This window comes from Nitratireductor sp. B36 (assembly GCF_020833685.1).
GTDB lineage: Bacteria > Pseudomonadota > Alphaproteobacteria > Rhizobiales > Rhizobiaceae > Nitratireductor.
The window spans coordinates 639,404-657,094 of sequence record NZ_JACKZY010000002.1 but is presented as its reverse complement, the minus strand read 5'-3'; the positions used below and the strand labels follow the sequence as shown (position 1 = coordinate 657,094).

General features: G+C 61.0%; 15 protein-coding genes. 7 read left to right on the top strand and 8 right to left on the bottom strand.

The features are described 5' to 3' along the window. The first annotated feature begins 9 nt into the window (after positions 1-9). Together H7H48_RS09745 and H7H48_RS09740 are read left to right on the top strand one after the other, a co-directional pair. A complete protein-coding gene (locus H7H48_RS09745; RefSeq protein ID WP_229448864.1) occupies positions 10-810 on the top strand; it encodes a glycoside hydrolase family 25 protein in 801 nt (266 codons plus the stop codon). Between the two features lie 43 nt (positions 811-853). Next, on the top strand, positions 854-2,032 hold the full coding sequence (locus H7H48_RS09740; RefSeq protein ID WP_229448863.1) for a lytic murein transglycosylase: 1,179 nt from the start codon (positions 854-856) through the stop codon (positions 2,030-2,032). Here H7H48_RS09740 and H7H48_RS09735 read toward each other — a convergent pair. After that, complete coding sequence (locus H7H48_RS09735; RefSeq protein WP_229448862.1) at positions 2,029-3,465, bottom strand: cation:proton antiporter; 1,437 nt, start codon at positions 3,463-3,465, stop codon at positions 2,029-2,031. The two genes, H7H48_RS09740 and H7H48_RS09735, sit on opposite strands and share 4 nt — an antisense overlap. A 30-nt stretch (positions 3,466-3,495) precedes the next feature. After that, on the bottom strand, positions 3,496-4,716 hold the full coding sequence (locus tag H7H48_RS09730; protein WP_229448861.1) for an alanine racemase: 1,221 nt from the start codon (positions 4,714-4,716) through the stop codon (positions 3,496-3,498). Between the two features lie 196 nt (positions 4,717-4,912). Here H7H48_RS09730 and H7H48_RS09725 point away from each other — a divergent pair, with 196 nt between their 5' ends. Further along, complete coding sequence (locus H7H48_RS09725; RefSeq protein WP_229448859.1) at positions 4,913-5,836, top strand: DMT family transporter; 924 nt, start codon at positions 4,913-4,915, stop codon at positions 5,834-5,836. Between the two features lie 334 nt (positions 5,837-6,170). Here H7H48_RS09725 and metF read toward each other — a convergent pair whose 3' ends face one another. Both metF and H7H48_RS09715 read right to left on the bottom strand, forming a co-directional pair. Continuing rightward, entirely contained in the window at positions 6,171-7,091 is a 921-nt protein-coding gene (gene metF, locus H7H48_RS09720; RefSeq protein ID WP_229448858.1) for a methylenetetrahydrofolate reductase [NAD(P)H], read from the bottom strand. Beyond that, positions 7,091-8,110 (bottom strand): metalloregulator ArsR/SmtB family transcription factor, encoded by a 1,020-nt coding sequence (locus H7H48_RS09715; protein ID WP_229448857.1) that lies wholly within the window; start codon positions 8,108-8,110, stop codon positions 7,091-7,093. The genes metF and H7H48_RS09715 overlap by 1 nt, the downstream gene beginning before the upstream one ends. Before the next feature lie 125 nt (positions 8,111-8,235). Between H7H48_RS09715 and H7H48_RS09710 the strand changes: the two genes are divergently transcribed. Continuing rightward, complete coding sequence (locus tag H7H48_RS09710; protein WP_229449229.1) at positions 8,236-8,571, top strand: DUF2293 domain-containing protein; 336 nt, start codon at positions 8,236-8,238, stop codon at positions 8,569-8,571. A gap of 14 nt (positions 8,572-8,585) precedes the next feature. Here the strand turns inward: H7H48_RS09710 and H7H48_RS09705 are convergent, their stop codons facing one another. Beyond that, on the bottom strand, positions 8,586-9,707 hold the full coding sequence (locus H7H48_RS09705; RefSeq protein ID WP_229449228.1) for a beta-ketoacyl-ACP synthase III: 1,122 nt from the start codon (positions 9,705-9,707) through the stop codon (positions 8,586-8,588). 240 nt (positions 9,708-9,947) lie between these two features. Further along, entirely contained in the window at positions 9,948-11,597 is a 1,650-nt protein-coding gene (gene ettA / locus H7H48_RS09700; protein ID WP_229448856.1) for an energy-dependent translational throttle protein EttA, read from the bottom strand. Positions 11,598-11,697: 100 nt separating this feature from the next. On the opposite strand from ettA, the gene H7H48_RS09695 reads away from it, so the two are divergent. The 3 genes from H7H48_RS09695 (at position 11,698) to H7H48_RS09685 (ending at position 15,536) form a co-directional block, all read left to right on the top strand. Further along, the gene (locus tag H7H48_RS09695) at positions 11,698-12,627 is read left to right on the top strand and encodes an alpha/beta fold hydrolase (protein WP_229448855.1); all 930 of its coding nucleotides are present in this window, start codon (positions 11,698-11,700) and stop codon (positions 12,625-12,627) included. 90 nt (positions 12,628-12,717) lie between these two features. Beyond that, on the top strand, positions 12,718-13,893 hold the full coding sequence (locus H7H48_RS09690; protein ID WP_229448854.1) for a CaiB/BaiF CoA-transferase family protein: 1,176 nt from the start codon (positions 12,718-12,720) through the stop codon (positions 13,891-13,893). Beyond that, positions 13,890-15,536, top strand: a complete 1,647-nt coding sequence (locus tag H7H48_RS09685; RefSeq protein ID WP_229448853.1) for a thiamine pyrophosphate-binding protein — start codon at positions 13,890-13,892, stop codon at positions 15,534-15,536. Before H7H48_RS09690 ends, H7H48_RS09685 begins: the two co-directional genes overlap by 4 nt. Positions 15,537-15,956: 420 nt before the next feature. On the opposite strand, the gene paaE is transcribed toward H7H48_RS09685, so the two are convergent. Continuing rightward, positions 15,957-17,036, bottom strand: coding sequence for a 1,2-phenylacetyl-CoA epoxidase subunit PaaE (paaE, locus tag H7H48_RS09680; protein WP_229448852.1), 1,080 nt, complete (start codon positions 17,034-17,036; stop codon positions 15,957-15,959). A 22-nt stretch (positions 17,037-17,058) separates the two neighbouring features. Then, complete coding sequence (gene paaD / locus H7H48_RS09675) at positions 17,059-17,499, bottom strand: 1,2-phenylacetyl-CoA epoxidase subunit PaaD (protein WP_229449227.1); 441 nt, start codon at positions 17,497-17,499, stop codon at positions 17,059-17,061. Positions 17,500-17,691 lie beyond the last annotated feature (192 nt).

The window sequence follows — 17,691 nt, the reverse complement described above, 5'->3', positions numbered from 1 at the left end:
CTGCACATCATGCGTCGTTTGATCATCGCCAGTCTATCCGTCTTGCTCGTTGGCTGCTCCACGGTCGACTATGATTTTTCCGATATTGCTCCCAAGGTGCAAACACCCGCTTCAACCAGCCATGGCCTGCGGTTTGGCGACACCGACCCGCATGAATGGAAAGGTCGGGCGCCCTGGCACTATGCGATCCATGGCACTGATGTCGCCAAATATCAGGCTGAAATCGATTGGAATAAGGTCGCGCGCAACAACATCTCTTTCGCTTTTATCAAAGCGACAGAAGGCGGCGACCGGGTGGATGACTTTTTCGCGCGCAACTGGCGCGAGGCCAAGGCGGCGGGTGTGCCCCGCGGCGCCTATCACTTCTTCTACTTCTGCCGGCCGGCCATCGAACAAGCACGCTGGTTTATCCGCAACGTGCCGCGGGATGCCTCGGCACTCCCACCCGTGCTCGACATGGAGTGGAACCCTTTCTCGCCAACCTGCACGACCCGCCCGCCAGCGGAGAAAGTGCGCGCAGAGATGCGGATTTTCCTCGATACGGTGGAACGGTATTACGGCAAGCGCCCCATTATCTACACATCGATCGATTTCTTTGACGACAACGGCCTCAGCAGTTTCAAAGGCTATCCCTTCTGGTTACGCTCGGTGGCCGGACACCCGGACGACAAATATGCAAACCATCCGTGGGTCTTCTGGCAATACACCGGTACCGGTGTCATCCCCGGCATAGAGGGTAAAGCCGACATCAACGTGTTTAACGGCAATGCGACAGCCTGGAAAAACTGGCTGAAGGCCAACGCCAGATGACAACACGAAGCGCCCACGGCGTGCGTTTCCAAGGAGAGTAGACATGCGCAGTAAAACCATTTTGCTCGGAGCGCTCTTTGCCTTCGGCCTCACCGGCAACGCCCTGTCGCAACAGTGCGGTGGTGATTTCAACGCCTGGCGAGAAGGTGTGCGTCAGGACGCTGCCGCAGACGGAGTTAGCGAGCGCGGGCTCTCCGCGCTGAACGGCGCGCGCATCGACCAGAAAGTTCTGGAGCGCGATCGGGCACAGGGTGTCTTCAACCAGACGTTTGCGGAATTCGCCAACCGCATGATCAACGATTATCGCCTGAAAAACGGCGCGGCCAATCTGCAGAAATATGCAGACATCTTTGCACGGGCAGAGAACGAGTTCGGCGTACCGGGGCCGGTGATCGCCTCTTTCTGGGCGCTGGAGACGGATTTCGGCGCCGTGCAGGGTGACTTCTCGACCCTCAACGCGCTCGCCACGCTGGCGCATGACTGCCGCCGTCCGGAAATCTTCCGCCCGCAGCTCATCGCGCTTCTGCACCTGATCGATCAGGGATGGGTGCCCGCTGACGTAACCGGCGCTTGGGCGGGCGAAATCGGCCAGATGCAAATGTTGCCGTCCGACTATTACACCAAGGGTGTTGACGGCGATGGCGACGGCAAAGTTGACCTTAAGGGCAGCTCTCCCGACGCGATTCTGACCGCAGCAAAAAACCTTCAGTCGCTGGGCTGGAAACCCGGTCAGCCGTGGATGGAAGAAGTGCGCGTGCCCGACCAGATGGCTTGGGAGAAAACCGGCCGCGTCAACAAACTGCCCCGTTCGGAATGGGCGGCAATGGGCGTGACGCGCCGCGACGGAAGCCCCCTACCAGCCGACGGAATGCCGACAGGACTGGTGCTTCCGATGGGGCACAAGGGTCCAGCCTTCCTCGTCTATGACAATTACGATATTTATCTAGAGTGGAACCAGTCGCTCATCTACACCCTGACGGCGGCACATCTGGCCGCGCGTCTTGCCGGTGCGCCCCGTTTCGACGTGGGATCGCCTGAACAGGGCCTGGCGCCGGAGACGATGAAACAGCTGCAGACCAAGCTTGCCGCCCGCGGCCACGATGTGGGTAAGATCGACGGCATTCTGGGGGCCGGAACACGCGAAGCCGTGCGCCAGGAGCAACTGCGCCTTGGCCTGCCCGCCGACGGGTGGCCGACACCGACACTGTTTTCCAACCTCTAGACCTTTTGCTTCGACGTCCCGGTGGCCTCTCGTTGATCGGGTTGCCGGGTCGTGGCTTCCATCGTAACAGCCTCGGGGGGCGGCTCCTCCCGTTCCCTCCTGGCCGCCTTGGCGGCCTTTTCCAACGCACGGCGCGCGCGCCATTTGCGCAGGGTCATCCGGCCGGCGCGATAGCGGGCGCGCACCCACCAAAGTCCCTCACCGACATTCTCGATCTCATCAGCATAAGCTTCCGACAAGGCTTCACGATAGGAAGAGAAACCCTGAGCCGCGACGTCTTCGATGCGACGCATCACGGACATCCAGGCAGGCGAGAAGAGAAGGGAGATTGCTGTCACAGCAATCGCGAGACGATAACTGTCCTGCGCCAGAGCGCCGGCCGATAGCCCGGCCGCCGCCAGCACGAATGAAAACTCGCCGATCTGCGCCATGGAAAGGCCACCGATCAGCGCCGTGTTGCGATCATGACCGGTGGCGCGCAACAGAAAAACATTGAGCAGCGTCTTGGCGGCGATGACAAGAAACGCTGCCCCCAGCACCATCCAGAGATTGTTCCAGATATAGCCCAGATCGAACAGCAGGCCGATGGACAGGAAGAAGATCACCACGAGCACGCTCTGAATCGGCTCGATGACGGGAATGATGCGCGCGCGAAGGTTTGAGTTGCCGACCAGAATGCCCGCGACGAATGCGCCGTAGGCCGGCGAAAGGCCGAGGAAACCCGATAGCGCCGCCACACCGAAACAGACACCCAGCGCGCCAAGAGCAAGAATTTCCACATTGTCGCCGATTGCATCGGCGAAGGGTACGCGCAGCTTGCCCCGCCGGCCAAGCCACCACAAAAGCCATCCCAGAAAGCCGACCGCCAGCGCCACTTTTGCGGCGATGGCAACGAGGCTGGTCTCCGCGCCACCCAGCGCGGAGACGATGATGAGCATCGGCACAACGGCAATGTCCTGGGCGATGAGAACCGCTATGGCGATGCGCCCTGCATCACGGCGCAGTTCGTCCATGTCGTCGAGCATTTTCATGGCGACGACCGTGCTGGAAATACCGATGATGAAGCCGAAGATGATGCCCTCGGCGAGCCCCGTTCCGCTCATCCATGCAATGGACAGACCGATGGCCAGCGCCACGGACAATTGCCCGACGGTCACGAGCACGGCGGGCCTGAGGCTCATGATGAAAGCTCTGAGGGACAACTCCATGCCGATGAAGAAAAGCAGCATGAGGACGCCCATCTCGGCAAGCGCTATCACGTTTTCGGAATTGCCGATGAGGCCGAAGCCGGTCGGCCCCATGACCACGCCGGCCAGAATGAACCCCACAAGCGGCGGTTGCTTCAACCGCATAAGGCCAAGCCCGAGCGCAATGGCTACGAGAAGGACGAAGGCGACCTCCGTCAAAGGAAAGGCATGTGCTTCCGCTTCCAAAAACTGTTCCCCTTGTCCTTTTGCGCCCGGTCAGTCCGCCATGGTTTCGAGGCTGGCAAAGCCTTCCGGCGCTGCGCCCGCATCGAAAGGTGTTTTTACCTCGACGAACGTATCGGGATAAAACCCGTTGAAACGGGTTCTTAGCGACAGGGAATAGGCACCAATATGGCCGATTTCGATCCAATCGCCGGTATCCACCGTTTCCGGCAACCAGAATGGACGCGAAAGAATGTCAACGGAATCACAGGTGGCCCCGCAAACCTTGAACGGAACCAGCTTTTCAGGATCACCGTTGCGATTGCGGATCGCGGGATCGGGAATGAAGCGGGCCGGCAGTGTGATCTTGCCGGTCCAGGAATCCGAAAGCGAAGCCCATATGCCATCATTGATGTATAGCCGGCGGCCTTTGCGCAGCAGTACGCGCACAATCAGCGAAAAGGCACGCGCGACGATGACACGGCCAGGTTCGGCCACGAGCGGCATATCGTCAAAACCCCACTCCACGATGTCGGCCCGCAGCCGCGCCATGATTTCATCAAGGCTTGGCATTTCGGGCTTCCTGCGGTTGGGATCGTGGCCATATTCCGCCGGGAAGCCGCCGCCGACATCGAGGGCCGCAAGCTCGACACCGGCCCTGCCCCGCACCCAGTCGGCTGATGCGAGCGCGCGCTCGTAAGTGTCCGGATCCTGGATTTGAGACCCGACATGGAAACACAGGCCGAGCTTATAGCCATGACGATCCAGACGGCGTAAGAGCTCGACTGCCTGCGCCGGGCCGGCTCCGAATTTCTTCGACAGTTCATAAGCTGCATGGCCTTTGGTCTGAATGCGTACGAAAACAGTAAGCGAGCCGGGGTCGATGTCGAGGGCACGGACGACCCGGATCAGTTTCGTCACCTCGTCCTCATGGTCGACCACGATGACGCGAATGCCATACTCTTCAAGGGCAAGGCGAATATCCGACTGCGCCTTGACCGGATGCATGTAGAGCATTTCGGCGTTGGGCGCGACGGAGCGGACGGCGGCAAATTCTGCCGGAGACGCCACATCAAAGGCATCAACACCCGCCTCAGCCAGCGTTTTCAGAACGAGTTTCTCGCCATTGGTTTTCACTGCATAGGCAGTCTTGCCCGGAAACTGCCCCATGAAATTGCGGGCATCGGCTTTGAGCACTTCAGGCCGAAAGCAGTAGACCGGATCATCCGGACGTAGCTTGAGGGCAGCGTCTCGGGCGGTCTCAAAAATCTGCATTGGCAGCTCCTGGTTCGAATGAACGCAAAGGGCGGGAGGAAAGCGTAGTGGATTTGCGTTGCATGTAAACGTTCCACCGCAGCGATTGCGGTTGAAAACCGCGTCGGTTGGGTTTCAGGCAGGTTTCGGGTGGCAGCTCCCCTCCCCGCAACTTAACGCAGGAAGCGGACAAATGATCCAAACCGAAGGAGGGACAATGACTTCCCAAGCGCCCGCTCAGACGACCGGTTATCAAATGTCGACGCAAGACTGGGCTCTTCTCATCCTGCTGGGCACGGTCTGGGGCGGATCCTACTTCTTCGCGCGCATTGCTGTCAGTGAGATGCAGCCTTTGGTGCTTGTCATGTTTCGCGTCTCGATCGGGGCCCTCGTGCTCCATCTTTTCCTGACCGTCCGCGGACCATCCTTCCGCATGGCTCTGCCTCTCGCCGGCGGCTTTGTCGTGTTGGCGCTCCTCAACAACGTCATTCCCTTTTCGCTGATCTTCACGGGGCAGACACAATTGGGGGCCGGGCTTGCAGCTGTGTTGAATGCCACGACACCTTTCTGGACCGCTCTTCTTGCCAATTTTTTTACTGCGGACGAAAGGCTCACTCCGGCGAAGCTGACCGGCATCGCATTCGGCGTTACAGGCACTGCCGTAATGATCGGCCCGGGCGTCCTCTCCGGGCTTGGCGGTCCGCTATGGGCAAAACTCGCGCTGATCGGCGGCGCGATCTCCTATGGCCTCGCCTTCATCTATGGACGGCGTTTTCGCGGCGTGCCCCCAACCATCGTCGCCACAGGCCAGCTGACCGCCTCGAGTATCATCATGATCCCTCTGGTGTTCGCACTATACGGACCGGATAACCTGACCGGGTTCTCCTGCGAAATCTGGTCCGCGGTCCTGGGGCTGGCCGTGCTTTCTACCGCATTCGCGTATCTGATCTATTTCCGGATCCTGGCAACCGCCGGCGCGACCAATGCATCCCTGGTCACTTTCCTAAATCCCGTGAGCGCCATATTGCTTGGAAGTCTGTTCCTGGGTGAACGGCTGGCTCCCTCTGAAATCGCCGGCATCGTGCTAATCGCCGTCGGATTGATCATCATCGACGGAAGGTTCCAGGCTCGCATCCGTTAACACAAAGTGAATCAGACCAATTGCTCAATGATTTCAAACGAGCACGAGCAGTACGGGTTGGTTTTTCACAAACCTGCCGCGGCGCAGCATAAAATCCGCTTGTCGGATAGCGCTCCATCCGTAGAATCCGGCTTGCAAATAAGCAGAGGAGGCTTTGGCATGGGACTGACACGGCCTGTGAATGCACTGATGATTTGCGCGGCATTCGTGTTTATCGGCGCCTTTGTGATGGGTGTGTTGCCGTAAATCCATGATCGGAGCAGCCACCTGGAAGGCAGCGCATCCGAGTTTGTTGATATGATACGAAAAGGGCCGGTTCATCCGGCCCTTTATTTCAAGCAGCGGCAGGCTGCTCCACTTTCGAGGCGGAACGCGGACGAATCCCGATCATGTGGCAGACCGCATAAACAAGATCGGCCCGGTTCATTGTGTAGAAATGGAAGTCCTCAATGCCGCGCTCCATGAGATCGAGCACCTGTTCGGCAGCGACCGCAGAGGCCACAAGAGCATGTATCTGCGGCTCGTCTTCGAGCCCGGCGAAGCGCTCTGCAAGCCAGCCGGGAATGCTGGCGCCGCAGCGCCCGGCAAAATTCGCCACCTGCGTGAAATTGTGTATCGGCAGGACACCCGGCACGATGGGAATGTATATGCCCGCACGGCGCGCACGCTCGACATAACGCTCATAAAGATCGTTGTCGAAGAAGAACTGCGTAATGGCGCGCGTCGCACCATTGTCGACCTTGCGCTTGAGCATGTCGATATCAGTGGCGAAATCGGGGCTTTCGGGATGTTTTTCCGGATAGGCCGAGACCGAAATGTCCAGATCGCCCTGACGCTTCATCGCACCCACCAGCTCAGCGCCATTGGCATAGCCATCGGGATGCGGGCGGTATGCTGCTCCGACACCGGCACTCGGATCGCCGCGCAGGGCCACAAAGCGCTTCACACCCATATCAACAAACTCGCCCACCACCTGATCGACGTCTTCGCGCGATGCGTCCACACAGGTCATGTGCGCGGCTGGCGTAAGTTGCGTTTCCTCAAGGATGCGCTTGACCGTGCGTGCCGTGCGCTCACGTGTGGAACCACCGGCACCATAGGTGACCGAGACGAACGAGGGGGAAAGCGGCTCAAGCCGTTTCACCGTCTCCCACAGACGCGCCTCCATGGCATCCGTCTTCGGAGGGAAGAACTCGAACGATACGCGGAGCTTTCCGGATACATCGGGCTGGCGGGAAAAACGCTGTTGCGGCATCAAGCCGTCTCCTTTTGAGCAAATGACGGCACTCTGCCATCGGCAATCTGCATGCGCCGGTCGCGGGCAAGCCAGAGCTTGACCGTGAGACCTCTTCCAGCCTCACCCTGCGGCGCAAATTCAAGTGTTTCAGCAAGGTCCAGTTCGGCCTCGTCAAGCCATTCGGCGATCTGGCCATCGGCCAGCCCCAGACGCATATGCGCATGTTCCTCACGAAGGAACTCATGCTCATGTGGCGCGAAATCCACGATCACCAGCCGCCCGCCCGGTCTTAACAGCCGGGCAGCTTCACGGATGGCAATCCCTGGCCGGTCGATATAGTGCAAGACCTGGTGAATGGTCACCAGGTCATGGGCGTCACGCTCGAGCTGCGGGGCGGAAATATCGCCAAGCCGAACCTGTGCATGGCCAATGCCCGCGCGGTCGAGATTGGAGCGGGCGACCGCAAGCATCTCACGCGAAAGGTCGATCCCGACAGCGCGCTGATAGAGTGGGGAAAAAAGCTCCAGCATGCGCCCCGTGCCGGTGCCGAGATCCACCATGGACTGGAACGGCCGCGCACCGATGAGCTTCAACAGCTCTTCCTCGACCGCCTTGTCGGGCACGTGCAAAGAGCGAATCTGATCCCAGCTCGCCGCATTCTGCGCAAAATATTCTGCCGCACGCTCTTCGCGGCGATGTTTGATGGCAGCAAGCCGCTCCAGATCACGCTCAATGACGGCATCGGCACGATCCAGCCTGCCAATGACACCGTCGACAAACTCGCGCGCTGCCTCGGCATCGGACAGGCGAAAATAGGCCCAGGAGCCTTCCTGATAGCGAAGGATGAGCTGGGCCTCGAGCAGAAGCTTGAGATGGCGGGAAACGCGCGGCTGCGACTGACCAAGAATTTCGGTCAGGTCGGTCACGGTCAGATCCCCCTGCGACAAGAGCGCAAGGATACGCAGGCGGCTGGTTTCTGCCGCCGCTTTCAACGTGTCGACCATCTGGTCGAGTTGAATTGCCGGACGCATGAGCATGCGTTTCTCCCAATAGATATAAAGATATGTTTATATCGTTTCGACTTGCTTGGCAAGGCGGCACAGTACAGTGTGCAAAGAGCGCCAATTGCCCAGAACCCAAGCAGAACAAGGTTTTTATGACGATGAAGCGGGCTTCCACCGGGCGACGCAAATCGGTCGACAAGGCGCTGACATTGCTGATTCCCTGGGCACCGATGGCCGATGCCGAGGCTATCCGCGACAAGGCCAATGACCGCAAGCTGCGCACATTGCCGCCGGCCATCGCAGTCTGGCTCGCCACCATCACCCATATCCGCCACGAGCATACCGACTATGACGCAATGCTGGACGATGGCTATGACCGGGACGCGGCACGCCACTTCATTGTCGATGACATCAATACGGTGTTGACGCGCTGGCGCGCCACACGTCTGCTCGATCCGGAAGAAGAGGACGGGCTGGAAACCAGGCAAAGCTAAAGCGTAGCGAGCGCCTACATCATCCTGAGCAGCGCACCGCCGATGGAATAACCCGCGCCGAAAGCGCACAGCAGCCCATGTTCACCGGGCTGCATGTCCCGATGGTTTTCTTCCAGTGCGACAATGGCACCGGCAGCAGCCGTGTTGCCCAGCCGGTCGAGCACAGTGGGCGCGCGATCCTGCCCAACCTCGCCGCCGAAAGCGAGCTTCAGGATCATGGCATTCATACGTGCATTGGCCTGATGCAACCAGAAACGGCGCATGGTCTGGGGCGTGTGACCATGCTCGGCCAGAAAATCGACGATGAATTTGTGGCCGGCAATGGTCACATCCTTGAAGACCTTGTTGCCGTTCTGCTTGATGAGATTGCCTTCCATGGCGAGATAGGACGGATCATCCTGCGCAAGGCGGCTCATGAAGCCAAAATTCGTGCGGATATTGTTGGAGAACTGGGTCCAGCTGCGCGTGTCGACAATCTCGAAGTGGCCGGGACGTTCTTCGCGCGCGCCCAGCGCCTCGATCAGAACCGCCACGGAGGCATCTCCGAAAATGAAATGGGTCTGCCGGTCACGGAAATTCAGATGCGCGGTGATGAGCTCAGGCGTGACCACGAGCACACGGCGATGCGCGCCGGAGCGCACGAGATTGGTTGCCACATGCAGACCGGCGAGCGCCGAGGAGCAACCAAGCCCCATGTCGAAACCCGCACCGCTGGTGCCGAGCGCCTTTTGAATTTCGATGGCGATGGCCGGATAGGGCCGCTGGTGATGGGCGGAGGCGCAGATGACGAGATCGACATCGCGCGCCTGGACACCGGCCTGATCAAGCGCCTTGCGCGCCGCCGCCGCACCGAACTCGGCCATGACCGAAAGCTCATCGTCGGCCCGGGCCGGAATGATGGGAGCCATGCGATTCGGATCCAGAATGCCGTCGCGCTCATAGACGTGGCGGCGCTTGATGCCGGAGGCATGCTCGATGAAATCCGCGTCGGACTTGGCCAAGGGTGACAGCCCCCTCGCCTCTCTCTTCGGGTTTTCCATGTCGACCCAGGCATTGAAGCTGTCGACCAGCTCTTCATTTGAGATGGATGCCTCGGGGATCTCGACACCAATCCCGCCAACGCAGACCCGCGTCATGGCGTTGGAGTGGTGTGGTGCGAAATCTGAAGCCTCTGGCTCGCCGGTGCGCAACATGGTCCGTGCCTGTGTTTGCCTTCTGGGGCGGATTTACGCTGAAACGCCATAGTGTCAAGGAAACACGACTGCGGACGTTCACGATCCGATACTGATTTAAACACTCAAACAGAGTGTAAATGTCAAAAAGATGAAGGGGCCGAAGCCCCTCCCGCCATATTTTATCGACAAGGACCGGTCTGTCTACCGCGTCAGTCGCTTGTAGGTCACCCGCTTCGGATTGACACTGTCGGGACCGAGGCGGCGGATCTTGTCCTGCTCGTAGTCCTCGAAATTGCCCTCGAACCATTCCACATGGCTGTCGCCTTCGAAGGCGAGGATATGGGTGGCCAGGCGGTCGAGGAACATGCGGTCATGCGAGATGATAACGGCGCAACCGGCGAAGTTTTCAAGTGCGTCTTCGAGTGCGGCCAGCGTCTCGGTGTCGAGATCGTTGGTCGGTTCGTCGAGCAGCAGGACGTTGCCGCCTTCCTTGAGCAGCTTGGCCATGTGAACACGGTTGCGCTGACCGCCGGATAGCGTGCCGACCTTCTGTTGCTGATCGCCGCCCTTGAAATTAAAGGACGAGCAATAGGCACGGCTGTTCACCTCGTGGGTGCCCAGCTTGATGATGTCGTTGCCGCCGGAGATCTCTTCCCAGACCGTCTTGTTGGGGTCGAGCGCATCGCGGCTCTGGTCGACATAGCCGAGCTTGACGGTGTCACCAATGCGGATCTCGCCGGCATCCGGCTTTTCCTGGCCGGTGATCATCCGGAAGAGCGTCGTCTTACCGGCGCCGTTGGCACCGATGACGCCGACAATGCCGCCGGGCGGCAGCTTGAACTCGAGATTGTCGATCAGAAGGCGGTCGCCATAGCCCTTGGTAAGCCCTTCTGCCTCGATCACCACATTGCCAAGCCGCTCGCCGGCGGGAATGATGATCTGCGCGTCGCCGGGCCGCCGGTCGGCCGCCGACTGGACCAGCTCGTCATAGGCGCGGATACGGGCCTTCGACTTGGCCTGACGGGCCTTGGGGCTGGCCGCCATCCATTCGCGCTCGCGCGCCAGCGCCTTTTCGCGGGCGGCTTCCTCGCGCCCCTCCTGCTGCATGCGCTTGGCTTTGGCTTCCAGATAGGCGGTGTAGTTGCCTTCATAGGGAATGCCGCGACCGCGGTCGAGCTCGAGAATCCAGCCCGTGACATTGTCGAGGAAGTAGCGGTCGTGGGTGATGATGAGCACGGCGCCTGGATATTCGCGCAGGTGCTTTTCAAGCCATGCGGTGGTCTCGGCATCCAGATGGTTGGTCGGTTCGTCGAGGAGAAGCAGGTCGGGCTGGCGCAGCAAGAGCTGACACAGCGCAACGCGGCGCTTTTCACCGCCGGAAAGATGTTCGATGGAAGCATCGCCCGGCGGGCAACGCAGTGCCTCCATGGCCATTTCCACCTGGCTTTCCAGATCCCAGAGGTTCTGGCTGTCGATCTGGTCCTGAAGCTGGGACGCCTCCTCCGCCGTCTCGTCGGAATAGTTCATCATCAGCTCGTTGTAGCGGTCGAGGATCGCCTTCTTGGCGGCGACGCCCTCCATCACATTGCCCATCACGTCGAGGGCCGGGTCAAGCTGGGGCTCCTGGGGAAGATACCCGCAGGTCGCGCCTTCGGCGAGCCACGCCTCGCCGGTGAACTCCTTGTCGAGGCCGGCCATGATCCTCAGAACGGTCGATTTACCCGCGCCGTTGGGGCCAAGAATGCCGATTTTCGCATCCGGGTAGAAGGACAGGTGTACGTTCTCCAGAACCTTCTTGGAGCCATAGGCCTTGCTGAGGCCGGACATGTGGTAGATGAATTGGCGTGCCATGTGGCTCGTCGCGCTCCGTCTCACTCGAATTGGGGGAACCTGTTGCGCAGCGTATGTAGGCCAAACGGAGCGGCGGGGCAATCCGCCGTGAGGAGGGAAGATGGGCTTCGATGCTGAAACCCGCCTGGCATCGCCGACCGGGTCCGATCTGCATGTTTTGACACGCCGGGCGCGCGAAACCGCGCGCGCTGCAGTACAGATCAACCATGGGGTGGCAGAGCATGCGGCCCGCTATGCCCGTTTCGCAGATTTTCTGTCCGAAAGCGGTTTCTATGTGTACGCGCATGACCATCGCGGCCATGGGAAAACCAGGGCTCCCGGCGCGCCACTCGGCCATATCGGGCCGAAGGCGACCGCCGGAACGCTGCTCAAGGATGTGGAGACTGTTCACAGATACATTGCCAAGGAGCATGCCGGACTTCCGATCATCATTTTCGGCCACTCCATGGGGGGTATGATCGCGCTCAACTACGCGCTGCGCAACGGCCACCGCCTTGCGGGTGCGGCGATCTGGAATGCACCGCTCGCCACAAGGGCGGAGGCGCTGGCCGGCAAGGCCGTGCTCGCGTGGGAGCGTTTTCGCCTGGGCTCGGACGTTCCCTCGCGGCTTTTGCCGAAACTCACCTTCGCCAGTTGGGCGCGTGCCTTTCCCGACCGGCGCACCGATGCCGACTGGCTGTCTCGGGATGAGAGCGAAGTGGACAAATATATCGCAGACCCCCTCTCCGGATGGGAAGCATCCATCGGCATCTGGACAGCACTCTTCGATCTCAGTCTGAAGGCAGCCGACAATGCTGCACTGGAGGCCGCCCGCAAGTCATTGCCCTTCATGCTCGTCGGTGGCAGCGAAGACCCCTCCACCAAAGGCGGGAAGATCGTCCGCAAGCTCGAAAGCCGATTGCGAGAAAACGGCTTTTTGAATCTTGAAACAACGATCTACGACGGTTTCCGACACGAATCTCTCAACGAGATCGGCCGCGAGAGGGCGATGGAGGACTTTGGTCGCTGGGCCGGAAAACTCATCAATTAATGCCAAAATAATGCTGTCTGCGCATCTGGAAGCACGCCCTGCGGTTTGCTACCTCAAAACGGCATGAGTTTTGGAGGGCTGCGGGCGATCATGAACAACCCACCCCTGAAGGGCGTTCGCGTCATCGAACTGGCGCGTATTCTGGCCGGGCCATGGGCAGGTCAGGTTCTGGCCGATCTGGGCGCTGACGTCATCAAGGTCGAAAACCCCAATGGCGGAGACGATACCCGCAAATGGGGACCGCCCTTCGTGGAAAGTGCGGATGGCGAGAATCTCTCGGCTGCCTATTACCATTCGTGCAACCGGGGCAAGCGCTCCATCGCGCTCGACTTCTCGCAGCCGGAAGAGGCGGAGAAGCTGAAAAAGCTGATCGCCACCGCCGATGTTCTGATCGAGAACTTCAAGCTGGGTGGTCTCAAAAAATACGGGCTCGACTATGAAAGCCTGAAGGCCATCAACCCGCGCCTCGTCTATTGCTCCATCACCGGCTTTGGCCAGACCGGCCCTTATGCGCCACGTGCGGGCTACGACTTCATCATTCAGGGCATGTCGGGCCTGATGTCCATCACCGGCGCACCGGGCGGCGAGCCGCAGAAGGTGGGCGTAGCGGTGAGCGACATCTTCACCGGGCTCTACTCGGTGATCGCCATTCAGGCCGCCCTGCGGCATGCGGAGGCGACCGGCGAAGGCCAGATGATCGACATGGCGCTGCTCGACAGCCAGGTGGCGGTGCTCGCCAACCAGAACATGAACTATCTCATCTCCGGCAACAGCCCGGTGCAGATGGGCAATGCGCATATGAACATCGCGCCCTATGAGGTGCTGCCGGTGAAGGATGGGCACATCATCCTCGCCGTCGGCAATGACGGCCAGTTCCAGCGCTTCTGCAAGATCGTCGGCCTTGGCGACCTGCCGGAAGACGAACGCTTTGCAACCAACCCGGCGCGCGTGGCCAACCGCGTCGCCTTGCGCGAACGCATCGTGGCCACGCTGGCGGGCTGGGAAAAGGCGGAATTTTTGGGCAAGTGCGACGCCAATGCGGTGCCGGCAAGCCCGATCAACACAATTGAGGAAATGTTCGACGATCCGCAGGTGAAGGCGCGCGGCATGCAGCTTTCGCTCGATGACGGACACGGCACGGCGCTGCCTTCGGTGCGCGCGCCAATCGCCCTTTCACAGACACCACTTTCCTATGAACGGCCAAGCCCAAGGCTTGGCGAACACACGGCAGAAATCCTGCGCGAAATCGGAGACGACAGCGAATGAAGACCGGCGGCCAGCTCATCGTCGACAGCCTTGAAGCCAATGGCGTCGACCGCATTTTCAGCGTGCCGGGCGAAAGCTACCTGGCGGTGCTCGACGCGCTTCACGATTCCAAGATCCGCAACATCGTCTGCCGTCAGGAAGGCGGCGCGGCGATGATGGCGGACTGCCATGGACGGCTGACCGGCCAGCCCGGCATCTGCTTCGTCACGCGCGGTCCCGGCGCAACAAACGCCTCGCCCGGCGTTCACATCGCCATGCAGGATTCCACACCGATGATCCTGTTCATTGGACAGGTGGCAAGCCACGCGCGTGAACGCGAAGCGTTTCAGGAAGTGGATTACCGCGCCTTTTTCGGCCCCGTCGCCAAATGGGCGACCGAAATCGACGATGCGGCGCGGATTCCCGAAATCCTGACCCGCGCCTTTTCGGTCGCGACCTCCGGTCGCCCCGGCCCGGTGGTGATTTCGCTTCCCGAGGACATGCTGACCAGCGTGGTGGATGCGCCGGCGGCCTTGCCCTACACACCAGTGGAGACGCGACCGGGCAACGCCGAGATGGAAGAGCTTGCCGCTCTCCTGAAAGATGCCAAGCGCCCCTTCGTCATTCTCGGCGGTTCGCGCTGGAACGAGAAGGCCGTGGCCGATTTTCAGAAGGCGGCGGAAGCGTGGTCCCTGCCCGTCGGCTGCTCGTTCCGCCGGCAGATGCTGTTTGATCACCTGCACCCCTCTTACGCAGGCGATGTGGGCATTGGCCCCAATCCAAAGCTCGCAGCCGCGATCAAGGAGGCCGATCTGGTTCTGCTGGTTGGTGGCCGGTTCAGCGAGATGCCCTCCTCCGATTACACGCTCATGAAGAGCCCCTATCCCGACCAGAAGCTGGTGCATGTGCACGCCGACGCCAATGAGCTTGGCCGTGTCTACCGCCCAACGCTTGCCATCAATGCATCGTCGGCAGCCTTCGCCGAGGCGTTTGCCGGGCTCGCGCCCGGTGACGCGCCGTGGGCGGCGGAGACCGAGCGCCTGCATCAAGCCTATCTCGACTGGTCGACCCCGCCAAAGACCGGCCCCGGCACGGTGCAGATGGGTCCGATCATGGAGTATCTGGAAAGCGTTCTGCCGGAGGATGCGATCTTCACAAATGGCGCCGGCAATTACGCCACCTGGGTGCATCGCTTTCACCGCTTCCGCCGTTTCGCCACGCAAGGCGCGCCGACCTCCGGTTCCATGGGCTACGGCACACCGGCGGCGGTGGCCGCCAAGGCGCTCTTTCCGGAACGCCCGGTGCTGGCCTTTGCCGGTGACGGCTGCTTCATGATGAACGGCCAGGAATTCGCCACCGCCGTGCAGGAGAACCTGCCGATCATCGTGGTGGTGGTGAACAACGGCATTTTCGGCACGATCCGCATGCATCAGGAGCGCGAATATCCCGGCCGTGTTTCTGGCACCTCGATCAACAACCCCGATTTCGCAGCGCTTGCCCGCGCCTATGGCGGGCATGGCGAGACAGTGGAGAAGACGGAAGAATTTGCGGGAGCCTTCGAGCGCGCGCAGGCGAGCGGGAAGCCGGCGCTGATCGAGATCAAGCTCGACCCGGAAGCCATCACGCCGGCAAAGACGCTGACGGATATCCGCGAGAAGCGCTGAGGTTGATTGAATGCCGGGCCGTTCAGGCCCGGATGACGCTGCCTAGTTGAACCAGCGGCCATGGCAGCGTGTGCCTTCTCCCCCGCCCTTCGACACGCTCAGGATGAGGGAGAAGGCAGATCAGCCGTTGTGGCTTCGAATGGGCGAGGCTGTCAGCAGGTTTCTGCATAGAGCGCGAAACGGGCTGGAAGATTGCTCAGCCCGTTTGAAGCCATTCGTATCTTAGAGCTGCTCGCAACAAAGCTCATCCACCAACACAGCCCTCATCCTGAGCCTGTCGAAGGGCGGGGCCACATGGAGAGCAAGACGGCAAAAGAGAAAAGCAGGCGCTCGCCCCTCATCCCCCTGCCGGGACCTTCTCCCCGCCAGCGGGGAGAAGGAGCGCGTCATTGAAGGTAGTGTGAAAACGATACCCGCCGATCAGGCGGCGTCGAAATCGAGAACCAGTTTTTTCGCCGTGGGGCGGGTCTGGCAGGCGAGCGTGAAGCCGGCTTCCACTTCCCAGGGTTCCAGCGAAAAGTTCACGGCCATTTCCGACTGTCCCTCCACAACGCGGCAGCGGCAGGTGCAGCACATGCCGCCGGCGCAGGAATAAGGCAGCTCGATGCCGGCCTTGTGGGCGGCGTCGAGCACGGTGCCATCGGTATCCTGCATGGAAAAGCTGCGGCGCACGCCGTCAACCACGACCTCAATGGCAACGCCATCCTGAACAGCCTCACGCGCGGCCTTCGACGCCTTGCGCGGGGCCGGCGCCTCCCCGGAGGGCGTGAAGCGCTCGAAGCGGATGCGGTCGCGCTCGACACCCATGCTCTGAAGCGCACCGGAAACCGCATCGATCATCTCGCCGGGGCCGCAAAGGAACACCCCATCCATGGCGGCGGGCTCGATGAGACCACCAGCGGCCAGCTCGCCAACACGCTCTGCATCGATACGACCGTTCAGAAGCTCCACATCCTGCGTTTCGCGCGACAGAAGGTGGATCAACGTGAAGCGGTTCATATAGCGGTCTTTGAGATCGTTCAGTTCCTCAAGGAACATGATCGTCTCGGTGGAGCGATTGCCATAGACCAGCGTGATCGTGCTGTCGGGCTCATGTGCCAGAACCGTGCGGGCGATGGAAAGCATCGGCGTGATGCCGGAGCCTGCGGCAAACAGAAGGTAATCGTGGCGCTCGCCCTTGAGCGCGGTAAAACGCCCCTGCGGCGGCATCACGCGGATCGTGTCGCCGACCGAAAGCACATCGTTGACGAAGGTGGAGAATCGGCCATCGGCCACCTTCTTCACGCCGACGCGCAGATATGGATCGCCCGGAGCCGAACAGATGGAATAGGAGCGGCGGGCTTCCTTGCCGTCAATGTCGGTGGCAAGCGTCAGATACTGGCCGGGCGTGAAGGCAAAGGCCTCGGCCTGATCAGCCGGGATTTCGAAGGCGATCGCCACGGCATCGGGGGTCTGGCGCTCGATGGAGGCCACTTTCAGATCGTGAAAACGCGGGGCCATGGTCACCTCGGTCTGGGGTCTGTCAGATACATTTGAAATAGTCGAAAGGCTCGTGGCAGCTCTGGCAGCGGTAAAGCGCCTTGCAGGCCGTGGAGCCGAACTCGGAAATGCGCGCGGTCTCGAGCGAGCCGCAGCGCGGGCATGCCACCTCCGTCTCCCCGAACAGGGCGCGAATGGAATTGGAGGCTTTTGCCGGAGGTGCGATGCCGTAAGCGCGCAGCTTTTCCCGCCCCTCCGCCGTGATCCAGTCCGTGGTCCAGGCAGGAGAGATGACGCGCTCCACCCGCGGCTCGAAACCCGCCTCACGCAGCGCCGTTTCCACCGCCAGCTCGATGGCAAGCACCGCCGGGCAACCCGTATAGGTGGGCGTGACGCGGGCGACGGCGACATCCCCATCCATCTCGACGCCGCGCAGGATGCCAAGATCGGCAATGGTGACGGCGGGGATTTCCGGATCGACCACGGCGGCGGCGGCGCGATAGGCGCTCTCTTCCTTCTCCCCGCGCGCGGGGAGAAGGTGGCCCGAAGGGTCGGATGAGGGGCTTTGCACAGCATCCGAGAGGCAGGCTCGCCCCTCATCCCCCTGCCGGGACCCGCCGGGGCCGAGCCGCTGGTCTCGGCCCGTCCTTTGGACCCCCGCAGGCGGGGAGAAGGA